Source organism: Acidovorax sp. LjRoot194 (assembly GCF_964253015.1).
Classification (GTDB): domain Bacteria; phylum Pseudomonadota; class Gammaproteobacteria; order Burkholderiales; family Burkholderiaceae_C; genus Acidovorax.
The window spans coordinates 4,115,731-4,130,891 of the sequence record NZ_CAXUQB020000001.1; the positions used below are offsets into that span (position 1 = coordinate 4,115,731).

The following is a 15,161-nucleotide window of genomic DNA, read 5'->3' on the forward strand; positions in this document are numbered from 1 at the left end:
TGAATTCCAGGGGCCTGCCTTTGTCGGCATGCTCTGACACCATGCCCCCCATCCTCAACCGGCTCTGGCGCCAAGTGCGCACCACCGTCGCCCCCGTGCCCGACATCTCGGCCGCACTGTGGCTGCAGACGCTGCAGCTTTATCCCTTCCTGGCCAAACTGTCGCTGCACGACCAATCCAAGCTGCGGGCGCTGAGCGCCCTGTTTCTGCACGAAAAGCGGTTCCATGGCGCACACGACCTGGAGGTCACCGACGCGATGGCCATCGACATCGCAGCCCAGGCCTGCCTGCCCCTGCTGCACTGGGGCGACCCGGCCAAGGCCCTCAAGTGGTACGACGATTTCGTCACCATCGTGCTGCACCCGGGCGAGGCCGTGGCGCGCCGACAGGTGATGGACGAAGCCGGCGTTGTGCACGAACAGGCCCAGGTGCTGCTGGGCGAGGCGATGGACCGCGGCCCCATCATGCTCAGTTGGCAACACGTCGCCAACGCGGCCGAGAACACCGAGCGCGGGCACAACGTGGTGGTGCATGAGTTCGTGCACAAGCTCGACATGCGCAGCGGCGAACCCAACGGCTGCCCGCCATTGCCATCCGGCTTCATGGGCGCGCGCACCGGCCGCGCCGCGTACGAGGCGTGGTGGTCCGCCTGGGAGCCGGCGTACGAGCAGTTTCGCGAACGCGTGATCATGTCTGAACGCTTCGGCGCCGAGCGGCCCTGGCTGGATGCGTACGGCGCGACCTCGCCTTCGGAGTTTTTCGCCGTGGCCTGCGAGGCCTACTTCGTGAATCGCCAACGGTTTGGGCAGGAGTTCCCGACGTTGATGCCGGTGTTGGACGCGTTCTTTCAGCGCCCTGCCCACACGGACTGACACGCGCTCTGCCGCAGCGTCGTGCCGCTCTGCACGTTGACCAGCGCAGCGTTGCATTGCGGTGGATACGACTGAAGGCTGTCGTTGGCGCATGTCCAAATGACGCTGCGTAGCGGCCGGATGACTCGGCTCCGCGATTGAGTCTGGATTCCAGATTTTGACAATTTGTCCATTTTTGGATAAATTGTCGACATGACCCGCCCAACGCCCTCCACGCCACCAACACCCCGTCAACGCACCACCCGGCGGGCGCGCCCCCGCTCCCCCGAACACACCGTCCTGCTGTCGCAGATCGAGCAGGTCGCGCAAGGCCTGGCCGCCACCTTTGCGCCCTTTTGCGAAGTGGTGGTGCACGACCTGCTGGACCCGGGGCAATCCATCCTCGCGATCCACAACAACCTCTCGGGCCGGGCCGTGGGCGAGCCGACGACCGAGCTGGGCTTGGCGCGCATTGCCGACCCCGACTACCCGCAGGTCATCGCCAACTACGCCAACCAGTTTGCCGACGGGCGCCAGGCCAAGAGCACATCGGTGGGCATCAAGGATTCGTCGGGTGAGTACATCGCCGCGCTGTGCCTGAACGTGGACCTCACGCTGTTCCGCAGCCTGCAGAGCGTGGTGGGGCAGTTCACCGCGATCGACGGCGACACCGGGCTCACCGAGTCGCTCGACCCTGCGGGGGCCGATGCGATCCGCCTGCGCATCGACCAGTTCGCGGCGCGCCTGTCCACCGCGCCGCGGGCGCTCAAGGCCACCGAGCGGCGCGCGCTGCTGCGTGAACTGCGCGAGTCGGGCAGCCTGGAGGTGCGCCGCGCGATGGAGGTGGTGGCGCAGCACCTGGGCGTATCGCGCGCCACGGTGTATGGCGACGTGGCCAAGTGAGGTGACGGCATGAGCGCCCACCCCACCACCATCGACCGCGCACAGGCCGGCCTGCGGCTGCTCGACACCCACCAGGTCAACACGCTGCTGCAGCCGCACGGTGTACTGGCTGCCGTGCGCGAGGCCTTCACCCTGCACAGCCAGCGCGCGGGCCGCGTGTTCCCCGTGGTGCGCGAGGCGCTGGCCACGGGCGGTGTGTTCGGCATCAAGTCGGGCGATGTGCCCGCCCAGGGGCTGCTGGGCTTCAAGGCCGCGGGCTTCTGGCCCGCCAACCGTGCGCAGGGCGGCGAGCCGCACCAGGCCACCGTGATGCTGATCGACCCCGCCACCGGCCGCCCGCTGTGCGTGCTGGACGGCAATGCCATCACCACCGAGCGCACGGGCGCGGCCGGCGCACTGGGGCTGCAGCACCTCGCACGGGCTGACAGCGAGCAGCTGTGCCTCTTCGGCACCGGCGTACAGGCGCGCGTGCAGCTGCGCTATGCGCTGCAGGTGCTGCCCGCGCTGCGCCGGGTGCGCTATGTGGCGCATGGCGGGCAGCGCAACCAAGGCTTCGAGGCGGCGTTGGCCGACCGCTGCGACATCGCCCTGGCCACCGACGCGAATGCCGCCGTGGTCGCGAGCGACGTGGTGATCACCGCCACGCCCGGCGGCGGCGCGCTGTTCGACGCAGCGGCCGTGCAGCCGGGCACCCACATCAACGCCGTGGGCACCGACACCCAGGGCAAGCGCGAGCTGCCCGAAGGCCTGCTGGAGCGCGCCCGCGTGTTCGTGGACGACGCCGCGCAAGCCCGCCAATTGGGCGAGCTGCAATGGGCGCCGCCCGGCCTGCCCTGCACCGAACTGGGCGATGTGATCACGGGCCAGGTGCAGGTGGCGCGCGGCGCGCAGGACATCACCGTGTTCGACATGACGGGCCTGGCCCTGCAGGACCTCACCGTCGCCCGCATGCTGCACACGCAGGCCCTGGCGCAGGGCGTGGGCACTGCGATGGCCTGGCCGTGGTGACAGGTACCGGCCCCCCCCGCCTCCTCCCCTCTCTTCATTTCCGCTTCCATCCCGCTTTCAACCACCAACACCCATCGTTGCCATGACCACTACCACCCCCATTGCAAACAGTCTCCCCACTTACGACGACGTCGTGGCTGCCGCTGGCCGCATTGCAGGCGTTGCGCACCGCACGCCCGTGCTCACCTCGCGCATCCTCGACGAGGAGATGGGCGCCCAGGTGTTCTTCAAGTGCGAGAACCTGCAGCGCATGGGTGCGTTCAAGTTCCGCGGTGCCTACAACGCGCTCGCCCAGTTCGACGCCGCGCAGCGCAAGGCCGGGGTGATCGCGTTCTCGTCGGGCAACCATGCGCAGGGCATTGCCCTGGCCGCGCGCGAGCTGGGCATGCCCGCCACCATCGTCATGCCGCAGGACGCCCCCGCCGCCAAAGTCGCGGCCACGCAGGGCTACGGCGCCCAGGTGGTGTTCTACGACCGCTACACGCAAGACCGCGAGCAGATCACCCGCGAGCTGGCCGAGCGCGATGGCCTGACCATGATCCCACCCTACGACCATGCCGACGTGCTGGCCGGCCAGGGCACGGCGGCCAAGGAGCTGTTCGAAGAGGTGGGCGAACTGGACGCCTTCTTCGTCTGCCTGGGCGGTGGCGGCTTGCTGTCGGGCTCGGCCCTGGCCACCCGTGCACTGTCGCCAAACTGCAAGCTCTACGGCGTGGAGCCCGAGGCGGGCAACGACGGGCAGCAGTCGTTTCGCAGCGGCTCCATCGTGCACATCGACACGCCCCAGACCATTGCCGATGGCGCGCAGACGCAGCACCTGGGCAACATCACCTTCCCCATCATCCGCCGCGACGTGGACGACATCCTCACCGTGAGCGATGCCCAGCTGGTGGACGCCATGCGCTTTTTCGCGACCCGCATGAAGCTGGTGGTGGAGCCTACGGGCTGCCTGGGCTTTGCGGCGGCGCGTGCACGGGGTGCAGAACTCAAGGGCAAGAAAGTGGGCGTGCTGATCAGCGGCGGCAACGTGGACATGGAACGTTTTTGCAGCCTGCTCGCCGGGTGAGCCAGCCACACAACGAGGACCCTTTGCCATGCAAGAAGCACCCACCACCTCCCCTGCGATCCCCCTGTCCCAGGTCGACACGCCCGCTGCGCTGATCGAGCTGCCGCGCATGCAGCGCAACATCGCGCGCATGCAGGAGCGCATGAACGCGCTGGGCGTGCGCTTTCGCCCGCACGCCAAGACCGCCAAGTGCCCGGCCGTGACCCAGGCGCAGATCGCAGCCGGCGCGCAGGGCATCACGGTGTCCACCCTCAAGGAAGCCGCGCAGTTCTTTGCCCACGGCATCACCGACATGCTGTACGCGGTGGGCACCGTGCCACACAAGCTGCCCCAGGTGCTGGCGCTGCGCCGCCAAGGCTGCAGCCTGAAGATCGTCACCGACAACGTCGCCGCAGCCCAGGCCATCGTGGACTTCGGCCGTGAGCACGGCGAGGTGTTCGAGGTGCTGATCGAGGTGGACACCGACGGCCACCGCTCGGGCATCCGCCCCGACGAAGCCGCGCTGATCGACGTGGGCCGGGTACTGCACGCGGGCGGCATGCGCCTGGCCGGCGTCATGACGCACGCAGGCGGCAGCTACGACCTGAACACCCCCGAGGCCCTCACCGCCCTGGCCGAGCAGGAGCGCGCTGGGTGCGTGCACGCGGCCGAGCGCCTGCGCGCAGCGGGCATGCCCTGCGCCGTGGTGAGCGTGGGCTCCACGCCCACGGCCCTGTCGGCGCGCGACCTTGCGGGCGTGACGGAGGTGCGTGCGGGTGTGTATGTGTTCTTCGACCTGGTGATGCACAACGTGGGGGTGTGCAGCACCGACGACATCGCGCTGAGCGTGCTCACCACCGTGATCGGCCACCAGGTGGACAAGGGTTGGGCCATCGTCGACGCCGGCTGGATGGCCATGAGCCGCGACCGGGGGACGCAAAAGCAGTCGCGCGACTATGGCTATGGGCAGGTGTGCGATGTGGATGGGGCTGTGCTGGACGGGTATGTGCTGAGTGGTGCGAACCAGGAGCACGGGATCCTGTCGCTGGCCGGTGGTTCTGATGCGCCGGGCGTGGGAGATATTGCGCGGCGGTTTCCGGTGGGGATGCAGTTGCGGATCTTGCCGAACCATGCGTGTGCGACGGGGGCGCAGCATGGGGAGTATCGGGCGGTGGACGGTGGGGTGGTGGTGGGGGAATGGGGGCGGTTTGGGGGGTGGTGAGGTGAGCTGGTCTGACCTTTTGTTTGGTGCGTGACTTGACTGTGTGGGCATGGTTACCGTGTGCTTTTGCGAGGGGCGGGGGCCGGGGTGTGCGCCCGGCGGCGCAGTAACTTTCTCTTGCGTCGCCAAGAGAAAGTCACCAAAGAGAAGGCGACCCCCAGTCTGCGTCCCCCTTCGCCCGTTGGGCGAAGGGGGCAACCTGCGATGCTCGGTCGTGGGGTGGCGTCGCAGAACTCGCTGCGTTTGGCCGCAGGCCAAACTACGCTCAAACATCTGCGACGAGTCAGATCACGAAGTGCGTGTGTCCTGCGGCACACGCACCCACCCCACGCCCTGCGCTTCTCGGCGCAGCCAGCAGGGGTGGGGAGCGGGCTCCACACGGGCCATTGCTTCGCTCGGCCCGGGTTGCCTCGCTGCGCTTCGGCCTGGTGGGGAGTGCATCGCTTGTGCTGTGGGCGGTGCGCAATGTGGCAACCAACCACCGCTATCTGATGCGTCACCAATGTTGGAGTAGCGGCGGGAAGTTGTCTAAATATGAATCATTGCTTCCCTCTGCCTTGGCGACCTCGCGACGCTTCGATCTAAGCAGAGCGACCGCGCCAGTGTCGTGGGCAGCGCGCAGCGCGTTACCCACCCCAGGCGCCGCTGCCCAGGCAGCAGCCGGGTGGTGTTCACCCCCTGCTGGCTGCGCCGAGAAGCGCAGGGCCGGGGGTGGGCGTGTGTGCCGCAGGACACACACGCTTCGTGATCTAGCTCGTCGCAGATGTTTGAGCGGAGCGGGGCCACAGGCCCCGCGCAGCGAGTTCTGCGACGCCACCCCCGGCCCGAGCATCGCAGGTTGCCCCCATCGCCCACCGGGCGATGGGGGACGCAGACTGGGGGTCGCCTTTTCTTTGCCTTCTTTCTTTTGGCGACGCAAAAGAAAGAAGGTGCGCCGCCGGGCGCACACCCCGGCCTCCGCCCTCAACCCAAGCACAGCCCCCCGCAAGAACACTGGCAGGAGAGCACCAAGGTACAGCCCCCGCAATCGGCAACGCTCTCAGTACCCTTAAACCCTCACCGATCCGCCGTAGCCCCCATCGCAAACTTCGCAGCCCGCACCACCGCCTCCGCATCCACCCCAAAGAACGCACGCAACGCCGCCCGCGTATCGCTGCGCCCGAACCCATCCGTCCCCAACGTCAGGTACTTGCGCCCCTCCGGCACAAAGGCGCGCACCGTCTCAGGCACGGCACGCACATAGTCGGTCGCAGCGATCACCGGTCCGCTCGTGGCGGCCAGTTGCGCTGCAAGCCAGGGGGTCCCCGGCTCATCTTCTCCCGCGATGGCACGCTGCTCGCACGCCACGCCGTCGCGTGCCAGCTCGCTCCAGCTGGTCACGCTGATCACCGTCACCTCCACGCCCTCGGCGGCCAGCAACTCTGCCGCCTTGACCACTTCGGTGAGGATCGCGCCCGAGCCCAGAAGGGTCACGGTTTGAGGTAAAAAAGCCCCCTGCCGCTCGTCCAGCAAGCGCGGGTAGCTCCTGAAAACATAGCAACCACGCAGCACACCTTCTGCCGCACCGGCGGGCAGATCAGGCTGCGCGTAGTTCTCGTTCATCAGCGTGACGTAGTAAAAAACGTCGCGCTGCTCGGTCACCATCTCGCGCATGCCGGCGTCGACGATGACGGCCATCTCGCCCGCATAGGCCGGGTCGTAGGCCTTGCAGTTGGGGATGGTCGCCGCCACCAGGTGGCTGCTGCCGTCCTGGTGCTGCAGGCCCTCGCCGCCCAGCGTGGTGCGGCCCGACGTGGCGCCCAGCAAAAAGCCGCGCGCACGCTGGTCGGCGGCGGCCCAGATGGCGTCGCCCACGCGCTGGAAGCCGAACATCGAGTAGTAGATGTAGAACGGCAGCATGGCCAGGCCGTGCACGCTGTAGCTGGTGGCCGCGGCCGTCCAGCTGGCGATGGCGCCGGCCTCGCTGATGCCTTCTTCCAGGATCTGGCCGTCCAGCGCCTCGCGGTAGCTCAACACCGAGCCGATGTCCTCGGGCGCATAGCGCTGGCCCACGCTGCTGTAGATGCCGACCTGCTTGAACAAATTGGCCATGCCGAAGGTGCGCGCCTCGTCGGCCACGATGGGCACGATGCGGGGCCCCAGCGTGGCGTCCTTGAGCAGACTGCCCAGCATGCGCACAAAGGCCATGGTGGTGCTCATCTCCTTGCCATCGGCCTGCAGCGCGAACTGGGCGTAGCTGGCGATGGCGGGCACGGGCAGCGCCTCGCAGGCCGTCTCGCGGCGCGGCAGGTAGCCGCCCAGGTTCTGGCGGTGGGTGCGCAGGTAGCGCATCTCGGGGCTGTCTTCCGCGGGCTTGAAGAACGCGAGGCTCGTGGCCTGCTCGTCGGTGAGCGGCAGGTTGAAGCGGTTGCGGAACTCGATGAGGTCCGTCTCGTCAAGCTTCTTCTGGCTGTGGGTGGTCATCTTGCCCTGGCCGGCCGTGCCCATGCCATAGCCCTTCTTGGTGTGCGCCAGGATTACGGTGGGCTGGCCCTGGTGGCGCGCGGCGGCGGCATACGCGGCGTGGATCTTCACCAGGTCGTGCCCGCCGCGCTTCAAGCGGTCGATCTGCTCGTCCGTCATGCCCTGGGCCAGGGCTGCGAGCTCGGGGTTCTGGCCGAAGAAGTTGTCGCGGTTGAAGCGGCCGTCCTTGGCGGCAAAGGTCTGCATCTGGCCGTCCACCGTGCCTTCGAGCGTGCGCACCAACGCACCGGTCAGGTCGCGGGCGAACAGGCCGTCCCAGTCGCTGCCCCACACGAGCTTGACCACGTTCCAGCCCGCGCCGGCGAACAGGCGCTCCAGCTCGTCGATGATGCGGCCGTTGCCGCGCACCGGGCCGTCCAGGCGCTGCAGATTGCAGTTGACCACCCAGACCAGGTTGTCCAGGCCCTCGCGCGCGGCCAGGGTCAGCGCGCTCATGCTTTCGGGCTCGTCCATCTCGCCGTCGCCGAACACGCCCCAGACCTTGCGCGCCGAGCAGTCGAGCAGGTTGCGGTGCGTGAGGTAGCGCATGAAGCGCGCGTGATAAATGCTGCTGATGGGACCGATCCCCATCGACCCGGTGGGGAACTGCCAGAAGTCCGGCATCAGCCAGGGGTGCGGGTAGCTCGACAGGCCCTGCGCACCTGCGCCTGGCGCGGTGAGCTCCTGGCGGTAATGCATCAGGTCCTGCTCGCTCAAGCGGCCTTCCAGAAACGCCCGCGCATACACGCCCGGCGCGCTGTGCGGCTGGAAGAACACCAGGTCGCCCCGGTGCTGACCCTCGCCCACGCCTTCACGGGCGCGGAAGAAGTGGTTGAAGCCGCTCTCGAACAAATCGGCCGCGCTGGCGTAGCTGGCGATGTGCCCGCCCAGTTCGCCATACGCCTGGTTGGCGCGCACCACCATGGCGAGCGCGTTCCAGCGCACGATGGAGGCCACGCGCTCTTCAACAGCCAGGTCACCGGGGAAGGCAGGCTGGTCCTGCGCGGCCACGGTGTTCACATACGGGGTATTCAGGTCCGGCTGCCAACCAATGCGCTGCGTGCGCGCCAGCCGCACCAGCTCTTGCAGGATGTGGCGCGCGCGCTCCGGGCCTTCGGTGGCCACCAGGGCCAGGAAGGCGTCGCGCCACTCGGCGGTTTCCTCGGGGTCGATGTCGGGGACGGCGCCGGGCGCCAGCAGCAGGTTGTGGGGTGTGAGCGCGTTCATGCAGAGCACTGTAGCCATGCCCACCCCGAATGAGTTGCCGTTTTGCAGCCGATGCAGCGCAATACCAGCAGCTTATGCCGCAAAAACAATAAACTGCAGCATATGAAACTCGATACCCTGGACCTGCGCATTCTGGCCGAGCTGCAGGCCGATGGCTCCCTGTCCAACGTGGAGCTGGCGCGGCGTGTGCACCTGTCGCCCTCGCCGTGCCTTGCGCGGGTGAAGGCGCTGGAGGCCGCAGGCGTCATCAGCCGCTATGTGGCGCTGGCCAACGCGGCGGCGCTGGGGCTGGGGCTCAACGTATTCATCAGCATCAGCCTCAAGGCGCAGAGCAAGGAGGCGCTGGCCGACTTCGAGCGCCGCATCGCGGAGCACGACGAGGTGATGGAGTGCTACCTGATGAGCGGCGACAGCGACTACCTGATCCGCGTCGCCGTGGCCGACATCTCTGCGCTGGAGCGTTTCATCGTGGAGCAGCTCGCCCCGATGCCCGGTGTGGAAAAGATCCGGTCGAGCTTTGCGCTCAAGCAGGTGCGCTACAAGACGGCGCTGCCGCTGCCCCGGGCATAGCGTTCGGGCTCCAGCGCCCTGCTCTTCCTCCATCGTCCAGCTTCCATCACTCCGCACGCGCCGTGCTGGGCGGGTGACCGATGATCCGCTTGTAGGCGCGGCTGAACGAGGCTTCGGACTCGTACCCCAGCCGGTGGGCCGCCACGGCCACGCGCATGCCGTCGCGTGCGATCCAGCGGCGGGCCTGCGACATCTTCACCTTGGCCACGTAGCGCGCCGGGCTCTCCCCCATGGTGCGCGTGAACGATTCGGAAAAGCTCGAGCGCGAGGCACCCATCAGGTCGGCCAGCAGCGGCACGTTCCAGTCGCGCTCGGGCTCGGCGTGGATGGCGGCGATCACCTTGCCGATGCGCGGGCAGCGCACGGCGGCGATCCAGCCCGTGGGGCTGTTGCAGCTGCATTCCACCCAGGCGCGGATGATGCTGGCCGCCAGGGCGTCGGCCAGGCGCGCCAGGATGGCGCAGGCGCCCATGCGGTCCTGCGCCACCTCGCGCTCCATGGCGTCGAGCAGCACGGGCACGGTGGCGTCGCGCCGCGCCAGGTCGCCGGCCATCATCACGGCAGGCATCATGGCCATCAGCGGGTGCAGCGGGTCGAGGTTGAAGCGCAGCGCGCCGCTGAACAGCACGTCGGGCGCCAGCGGCGGGGGCGGCGCAACCGGGGCCCCCAGGGGCGCGCGGCCCGCCTCGCGGCCATCCACCAGGTAGATGTTTTCAGACACGGCCTTGCGCGCCAGCGAGTCGATGTCCACCGGCGGCACGTCGGGCGAGCTGGCCAGCACGTGGAAGCTTCCGTGCGGCAGCAGTACTGCATCGCCCATGTTCAGGCGCTGCCATTCGCTGCCCGGCGTGCGCAGCCAGGCGCCGCCGTGGCCCACGAAGTGAAACCGCGCCGAGCGCTGCGCCGGAAAAGCGATGGCCCAGGGCGGGTGCAGCACGCAGCGGCCATACTCCACGCCGTCCAGGCGCAGGCCGAGCAGGATCTGGGTCAGCAGGTCCGGCGGCTCCACCCACGGCGGCTGCGGCACCTGGTCAAACAATCTGGATGAAAAGTCAAGCATTTCGGCTTTTACGGCATGGAAACGCCGACATCTTATCCCTAGCATGGACGTCCGTTCCAACCCAAGGCTTTGCCCGTGTCCTCCTCTTCTTCCTGCTCCACCTGCCTGGATGCGCCCATGGGCGCCGTGGCCGATGCCGACTCCGTACCTGCATCGGCGTTCGAACCCGTCCCCCACGCCACCCCCGAGCCCGCCGAGGCCCGCTGGGCGGCCGTGGCGTCCATGGCGCTGGGCGTGTTCGGCCTGGTCACGGCCGAATTCTTGCCCGCCAGCCTGCTGACCGCCATGGCCAGCGACCTGCGCGTGAGCGATGGGGCCGCGGGCCAGGCGGTCACCGTCACCGCGCTGGTGGCCGCCGTGGCCGCCCCGTCGCTGCCGCTGCTCACGCGCCGCATCGACCGCCGGCTGGTGATGATCGCCTTCACGCTGCTTCTGGTGCTGTCCAACGTGATGTCGGCCCTGGCCGGCAGCATGGCCACGCTGCTGGCGGCGCGGGTGCTGCTGGGCGTGGCGCTGGGCGGGTTCTGGTCTATGTCGGCAGCGTTGGCCATGCGGCTGGTGCCGGCCTCGCTGTTTGCGCGGGCCATGTCGTTCATCTTGACCGGGGTGTCGGTGGCCACCGTGTGTGCGGCCCCCATCGGCGCGTGGATGGGCGATATGTGGGGCTGGCGCAGCGCCTTCATCGCGGCGGGCGGCATCAGCCTCGTCACGCTGGCGGTGCAGCTGGTGGCCCTGCCCGCCCTGCCCCCGCGCGACAACCCCAACCTCAAGGTGCTGGGCGAGCTGCTGCGCCGCCCGCCGGTGCGCGTGGCGCTGCTGGCGGTGCTGCTGGTGATCTCGGGGCACTTTGCCGGCTTTACCTACATTCGCCCACTGATGGAGCAGGTCACCCACCTGTCGGTGGCCACCATCACGGCCGTGCTGCTGGGCTATGGCGTGGGCGGTTTCTTCGGCAACTTCGTGGGGGGATGGATCGCGGGGCGCAGCGAGCGCCAGGCCATCGTGGCCGGTGGTGCCGTCATTGCCGTGCTGGCCGCCGTGCTGTTGGTGGCCGGGCAGTCGGCGGCCATCACGGCGGTGGCGGTCACGCTTTGGGGCTTTGCATTCGGCGCGTTTCCGGTGGGCTTTCAGACCTGGATCGTGCGGGCCGCGCCGGACCAGGCGGAGGGCGCGGGCGGGCTGCTGGTGGCGGCGTTTCAGATCGCGATTGCCAGCGGTGCCATCTTTGGCGGGCTGATGGTGGACCATGTGGGCGCGCTGGGCGGGCCGGCCTTTGCCCTGGCCGCACTGACGCTGGGCACCCTGCTGACCCTGCGCCACGGCCCCCGGCCCGCGCAGGCCTGACCCGCCGAGGGGTGGAGCCGTAAAGCTCCATCCCCACCGCACAGCCTGCCGCCACGGCCCCACGCAGTGCGGGACTACGGCACGGGCTTGCGGGCCACCGCTCCGGTGGCGACGCGCTGGCGCACTTCGCGGATCAGCGCCTTGGCCCGCGCCTCGTTGGCGGGGCCCATGCGCACCAGGATCTTCTGGCCGCTCGACAGGGCCTGCAGCGCCGGGTCGGCAAACTCGTAGCGCACCCAGGGCTGCAGGTCGGGCACGTCGGTGTTCACCGGCAGCAGCTTCACGCGCAGCGGCTCCTTGGGCTCGGGCGCAAGCAGCAGGTGGTCCAGCACGGCCACCAGGCGGTCGTTGAAGTAGCGCCGGGGGTAGCCCACCTCTTCATACGCCTGCTGGAACAGCGGGTACAGCCGCGCGTACAGCGCCACGGCGGCGTCCAGCGGCACGGCCTCGGCAAAGGCCAGCACCGCGCTGTAGCGCGCTGCGTTGGCGGGGGCGATGGTCTGCGCTCCCTCGGCGCCCTCCACCGTGAAGCGCTCGGGCGTGGGCTGCACCGGCCACATGCGCGACGGCGCCTGGGCGCGGCCCAGGTTGTCCACCGTAGCGACCACGCGGCGCACGAAGCCTTCGGTCCACAGAAACCTGGTCACCTTGTCGCGGCCCAGCAGTTCGCCGAGCAATGCCGCCACGCGGGTGTCCGATTCCGCCAGCGGCGGCAAGGCGGCATCGGCGGGCGCGAGGCCATCGACCAGGTTCTGCGGACCCGAGGCTTCGGGCATGGGGGGTGCAGCGGCCGGGGCTGCGGGCGCGCTGGCCACAGGCGGCGGTGATGGCGCGGGCTGAGGCTCTGCGGGGCGCAGCCAGAACCACCACGCAGCGCCCGCGATGGCCGCGCAGCCCAGGGCTGCGAGGGCGACTTTGGGCAGGGGCGATGCCCCCTCGGGTGCGGGGCGAAACTCGGCGGTGTCGTGATCGGGCATCGGGTCTCCTGTGGCGGTGCATGGCGCACGCCCTGGGTACGACGGCGTGGGCCGCCACGCGTTCCCGTGCGGGGTGCAATGCACCATTGGAAACCGCGACTGCGCCCTGCGCGTAACGCCATGTACCCGCTGGGCGATGCCTGTGCCTGCCCAGACCTCGCCACGCCACCACTGCGTGAGCGGCGCGGCACGGCACGCCAGCTCTGCGGGGGCAGGCGGGTGTGGATGTGCTGGCCTAAACCTCAGCCCGCCGGGTCAGAAAGCCGCAGGCGGGCCGGCCAGCGAGTCCAGCCAGGTCACTGTGGCGGACAGCTCCGCAGGGCGGATCTCGTGCGCGCCCGGAAACTCCCGGTACGTCACCGCCACGGGCAGTGGGCCCATGTGCTGCGCGATGGCCTGCGCGTGGGCCAGCGGGATCACGTTATCGTGCGTGCCGTGGCTCAGCCACAGCTGCTTGCCCCGCAGCGCATCGGGCGGTGCGGCCAGGGGCAGCACCTGCGCCAACAGGCGGCTGTGCCACACCATGGCCGCCTGCATCAGCGCGGGCTGGGTCAGCAGCAGCGACAGCGCCATGATGCCGCCCTGGCTGAAGCCGCCCACCACCACGCGCTCGGGCGGAATGCCCAGTTGCTCTGCGGCGGACGCGATGGCCTTGGCCACCAGGGCGCGGCTTTGCGCTTCTTGCGCCTCGTTGATGGTGCGCTCGCCGTTGGGTTCGATGGAAAAGTCGAACCATGCGTGCGAGCCCGGTCCCATGCGAAACGGCGCCCGCAGGCTCAGCACATGAAAACGCTCCGGAATGTGCGGCGCCAGGCCGAACAGGTCCTGCTCGTTGCTGCCCACGCCGTGCATGAGCACCAACAGCCAGGGCCGGGGCGTGGTGGCAGCGGCCGGGCGCTGCAAAAAGGTGAGCGGTAGATCAAGCATGGATGAGCGGCAGGGCCGGTTTTGAAGATGAATGGATGGGTGGCTGGACGAACGGGCTGCGTCAATGCACGGGCTGCAAGGCGAAAGCATCCATCGACAGCATGCTGTACATCACCTCGCGGCTCAGGTAGTGGGCCTGCAAGTCGTCGCCCGCGGCGCCCAGCGCAAAGAAGATGGGCAAAAAGTGGTCCTCGGTCGGGTGTGCACGGCGTGCATGCGGCGCCTCGCTGCGGTAGTTGAGCAGTGCCTTCATGTCGCCGCGCGCCAGGGCCGCTTCGATCCAGCGGCTGAACTCCAGCACGTAGGGCGCGGGCTCGCGCTCGCCGCCAAAGAACTCGGCCAGGTTGTGCGTCATGCTGCCCGAGCCGATGACCAGCACGTTCTGGTCACGCAGGCTGCGCAGTGCCGCGCCCAGCGCGTACACCTCGGCCGGCCCAGCGCCCACGGGCAGGGCCACCTGCACCACCGGCACATCGGCCTGCGGGAACAGATGCATCAGCGGCACCCAGGCACCATGGTCGAACGGGCGGGCCGCGTCGCCCTGCGCCGCTACGCCGGCGGCTTGCAGCAAGCCCAGCACCTCCTGCGCCAGCGCGGGCGAGCCCGGGGCCGGGTATTGCAGCTGATACAGCGCGGGCGGAAACCCGCCAAAGTCGTGCCAGGTCTCCGGCTGCGGGCCGGTCATGACCTGCGGCGAGCGTGCCATCCAGTGGGGCGACATGATCACCACGCCGCGCAGCCCGGGGTACTGCGCCTTCACGCTGTCACCCCACTGCGTGAGCGCAGGGCCGGTGGTGCCCGCGTCCAGCGCAAACAGCGGCGCGCCGTGCGAGACGAACAGTGCAGGGATGACGGAGGAAGCGTGGGCAGTGGCAGACATGGCGATGTCCTTTGGATTCATTGCGTAGGGGGATGCATTGAATGTAGGACCGACAGCCCGCGATACCAAGCCCTGTGCATCAGACAGATCGTTCCACGGGTGGTGCTAATGAGGCGGTAAAAACTGCCAATGCGCCGGGCAACAAAACATCGCCACCCAACAACGGCAACCTGCCCGCGGTCCGTCAACAGCCCCTCAGGACCCATCTTTCACCCGGCCGCGCAGCGCCTTGGTTTCGCTGCGCTGGCTTTTGCCCGCCAGCCGCCGCTGCTGCGAGCCATAGGTCGGCCGCGTGGCACGCCGCACGCGGGGCGGCACGGCGACCGTGTTGACCAGCGCGTTCAGGCGCTGCAGTGCGTCGGCACGGTTCTGGTCCTGGCTGCGGTACTGCTGCGCCTTGATCACCACCACGCCGTCCTGCGTAATCCGGCTGTCTCGAAGGGACAAAAGGCGCTCCTTGACCCCTTCGGACAAAGACGACGCCCATACGTCAAAGCGCAGGTGCACCGCGCTCGATACCTTGTTGACGTTCTGCCCACCCGCGCCCTGCGCCCGCATGGCGGTGATCTCCACCTCGTCTTCGGGCACCTCCAGCAGCGGGGTTGGTGCGGTGGTCATGCGTATCCCCGGCTAGCGTGCAGCAGT

13 protein-coding genes are annotated in these 15,161 nt (G+C 68.8%); 7 read left to right on the plus strand and 6 right to left on the minus strand.

What is annotated here, in order from left to right; genetic code table 11:
- Positions 1-41: 41 nt before the first annotated feature.
- From ACSQ3N_RS18725 to ACSQ3N_RS18745, 5 genes are all read left to right on the plus strand, one after another.
- Positions 42-872, plus strand: coding sequence for a zinc-dependent peptidase (locus ACSQ3N_RS18725; RefSeq protein ID WP_436147100.1), 831 nt, complete (start codon positions 42-44; stop codon positions 870-872).
- A gap of 192 nt (positions 873-1,064) precedes the next feature.
- On the plus strand, positions 1,065-1,754 hold the full coding sequence (locus ACSQ3N_RS18730; RefSeq protein ID WP_436147101.1) for a helix-turn-helix transcriptional regulator: 690 nt from the start codon (positions 1,065-1,067) through the stop codon (positions 1,752-1,754).
- A gap of 9 nt (positions 1,755-1,763) precedes the next feature.
- Complete coding sequence (locus ACSQ3N_RS18735; RefSeq protein ID WP_436147102.1) at positions 1,764-2,762, plus strand: ornithine cyclodeaminase family protein; 999 nt, start codon at positions 1,764-1,766, stop codon at positions 2,760-2,762.
- Between the two features lie 82 nt (positions 2,763-2,844).
- Positions 2,845-3,828: a threo-3-hydroxy-L-aspartate ammonia-lyase gene (locus ACSQ3N_RS18740; protein WP_436147103.1), complete on the plus strand. Its 984-nt coding sequence runs from the start codon at positions 2,845-2,847 to the stop codon at positions 3,826-3,828.
- Positions 3,829-3,856: 28 nt separating this feature from the next.
- Entirely contained in the window at positions 3,857-5,029 is a 1,173-nt protein-coding gene (locus ACSQ3N_RS18745) for a DSD1 family PLP-dependent enzyme (RefSeq protein ID WP_436147104.1), read from the plus strand.
- Positions 5,030-6,085: 1,056 nt separating this feature from the next.
- Here ACSQ3N_RS18745 and mdeB read toward each other — a convergent pair.
- Positions 6,086-8,758 (minus strand): alpha-ketoglutarate dehydrogenase, encoded by a 2,673-nt coding sequence (gene mdeB, locus ACSQ3N_RS18750; RefSeq protein ID WP_436147105.1) that lies wholly within the window; start codon positions 8,756-8,758, stop codon positions 6,086-6,088.
- Positions 8,759-8,860: 102 nt separating this feature from the next.
- On the opposite strand from mdeB, the gene ACSQ3N_RS18755 reads away from it, so the two are divergent.
- Positions 8,861-9,328 (plus strand): Lrp/AsnC family transcriptional regulator, encoded by a 468-nt coding sequence (locus ACSQ3N_RS18755; RefSeq protein ID WP_396504035.1) that lies wholly within the window; start codon positions 8,861-8,863, stop codon positions 9,326-9,328.
- Between the two features lie 46 nt (positions 9,329-9,374).
- On the opposite strand, the gene ACSQ3N_RS18760 is transcribed toward ACSQ3N_RS18755, so the two are convergent.
- Complete coding sequence (locus ACSQ3N_RS18760; protein ID WP_436147106.1) at positions 9,375-10,388, minus strand: AraC family transcriptional regulator; 1,014 nt, start codon at positions 10,386-10,388, stop codon at positions 9,375-9,377.
- A gap of 117 nt (positions 10,389-10,505) precedes the next feature.
- Between ACSQ3N_RS18760 and ACSQ3N_RS18765 the strand changes: the two genes are divergently transcribed.
- On the plus strand, positions 10,506-11,732 hold the full coding sequence (locus ACSQ3N_RS18765; RefSeq protein WP_436147977.1) for an MFS transporter: 1,227 nt from the start codon (positions 10,506-10,508) through the stop codon (positions 11,730-11,732).
- A 74-nt stretch (positions 11,733-11,806) separates the two neighbouring features.
- Here the strand turns inward: ACSQ3N_RS18765 and ACSQ3N_RS18770 are convergent, their stop codons facing one another.
- From ACSQ3N_RS18770 to arfB, 4 genes are all read right to left on the minus strand, one after another.
- The gene (locus ACSQ3N_RS18770) at positions 11,807-12,709 is read right to left on the minus strand and encodes a DUF3014 domain-containing protein (RefSeq protein WP_436147107.1); all 903 of its coding nucleotides are present in this window, start codon (positions 12,707-12,709) and stop codon (positions 11,807-11,809) included.
- 255 nt (positions 12,710-12,964) lie between these two features.
- The gene (locus tag ACSQ3N_RS18775; protein WP_436147108.1) at positions 12,965-13,636 is read right to left on the minus strand and encodes an alpha/beta hydrolase; all 672 of its coding nucleotides are present in this window, start codon (positions 13,634-13,636) and stop codon (positions 12,965-12,967) included.
- Between the two features lie 61 nt (positions 13,637-13,697).
- Entirely contained in the window at positions 13,698-14,516 is an 819-nt protein-coding gene (locus tag ACSQ3N_RS18780) for a DODA-type extradiol aromatic ring-opening family dioxygenase (protein WP_436147109.1), read from the minus strand.
- 195 nt (positions 14,517-14,711) lie between these two features.
- Complete coding sequence (gene arfB, locus ACSQ3N_RS18785; protein ID WP_436147110.1) at positions 14,712-15,134, minus strand: alternative ribosome rescue aminoacyl-tRNA hydrolase ArfB; 423 nt, start codon at positions 15,132-15,134, stop codon at positions 14,712-14,714.
- Between the last annotated feature and the right edge of the window lie 27 nt (positions 15,135-15,161).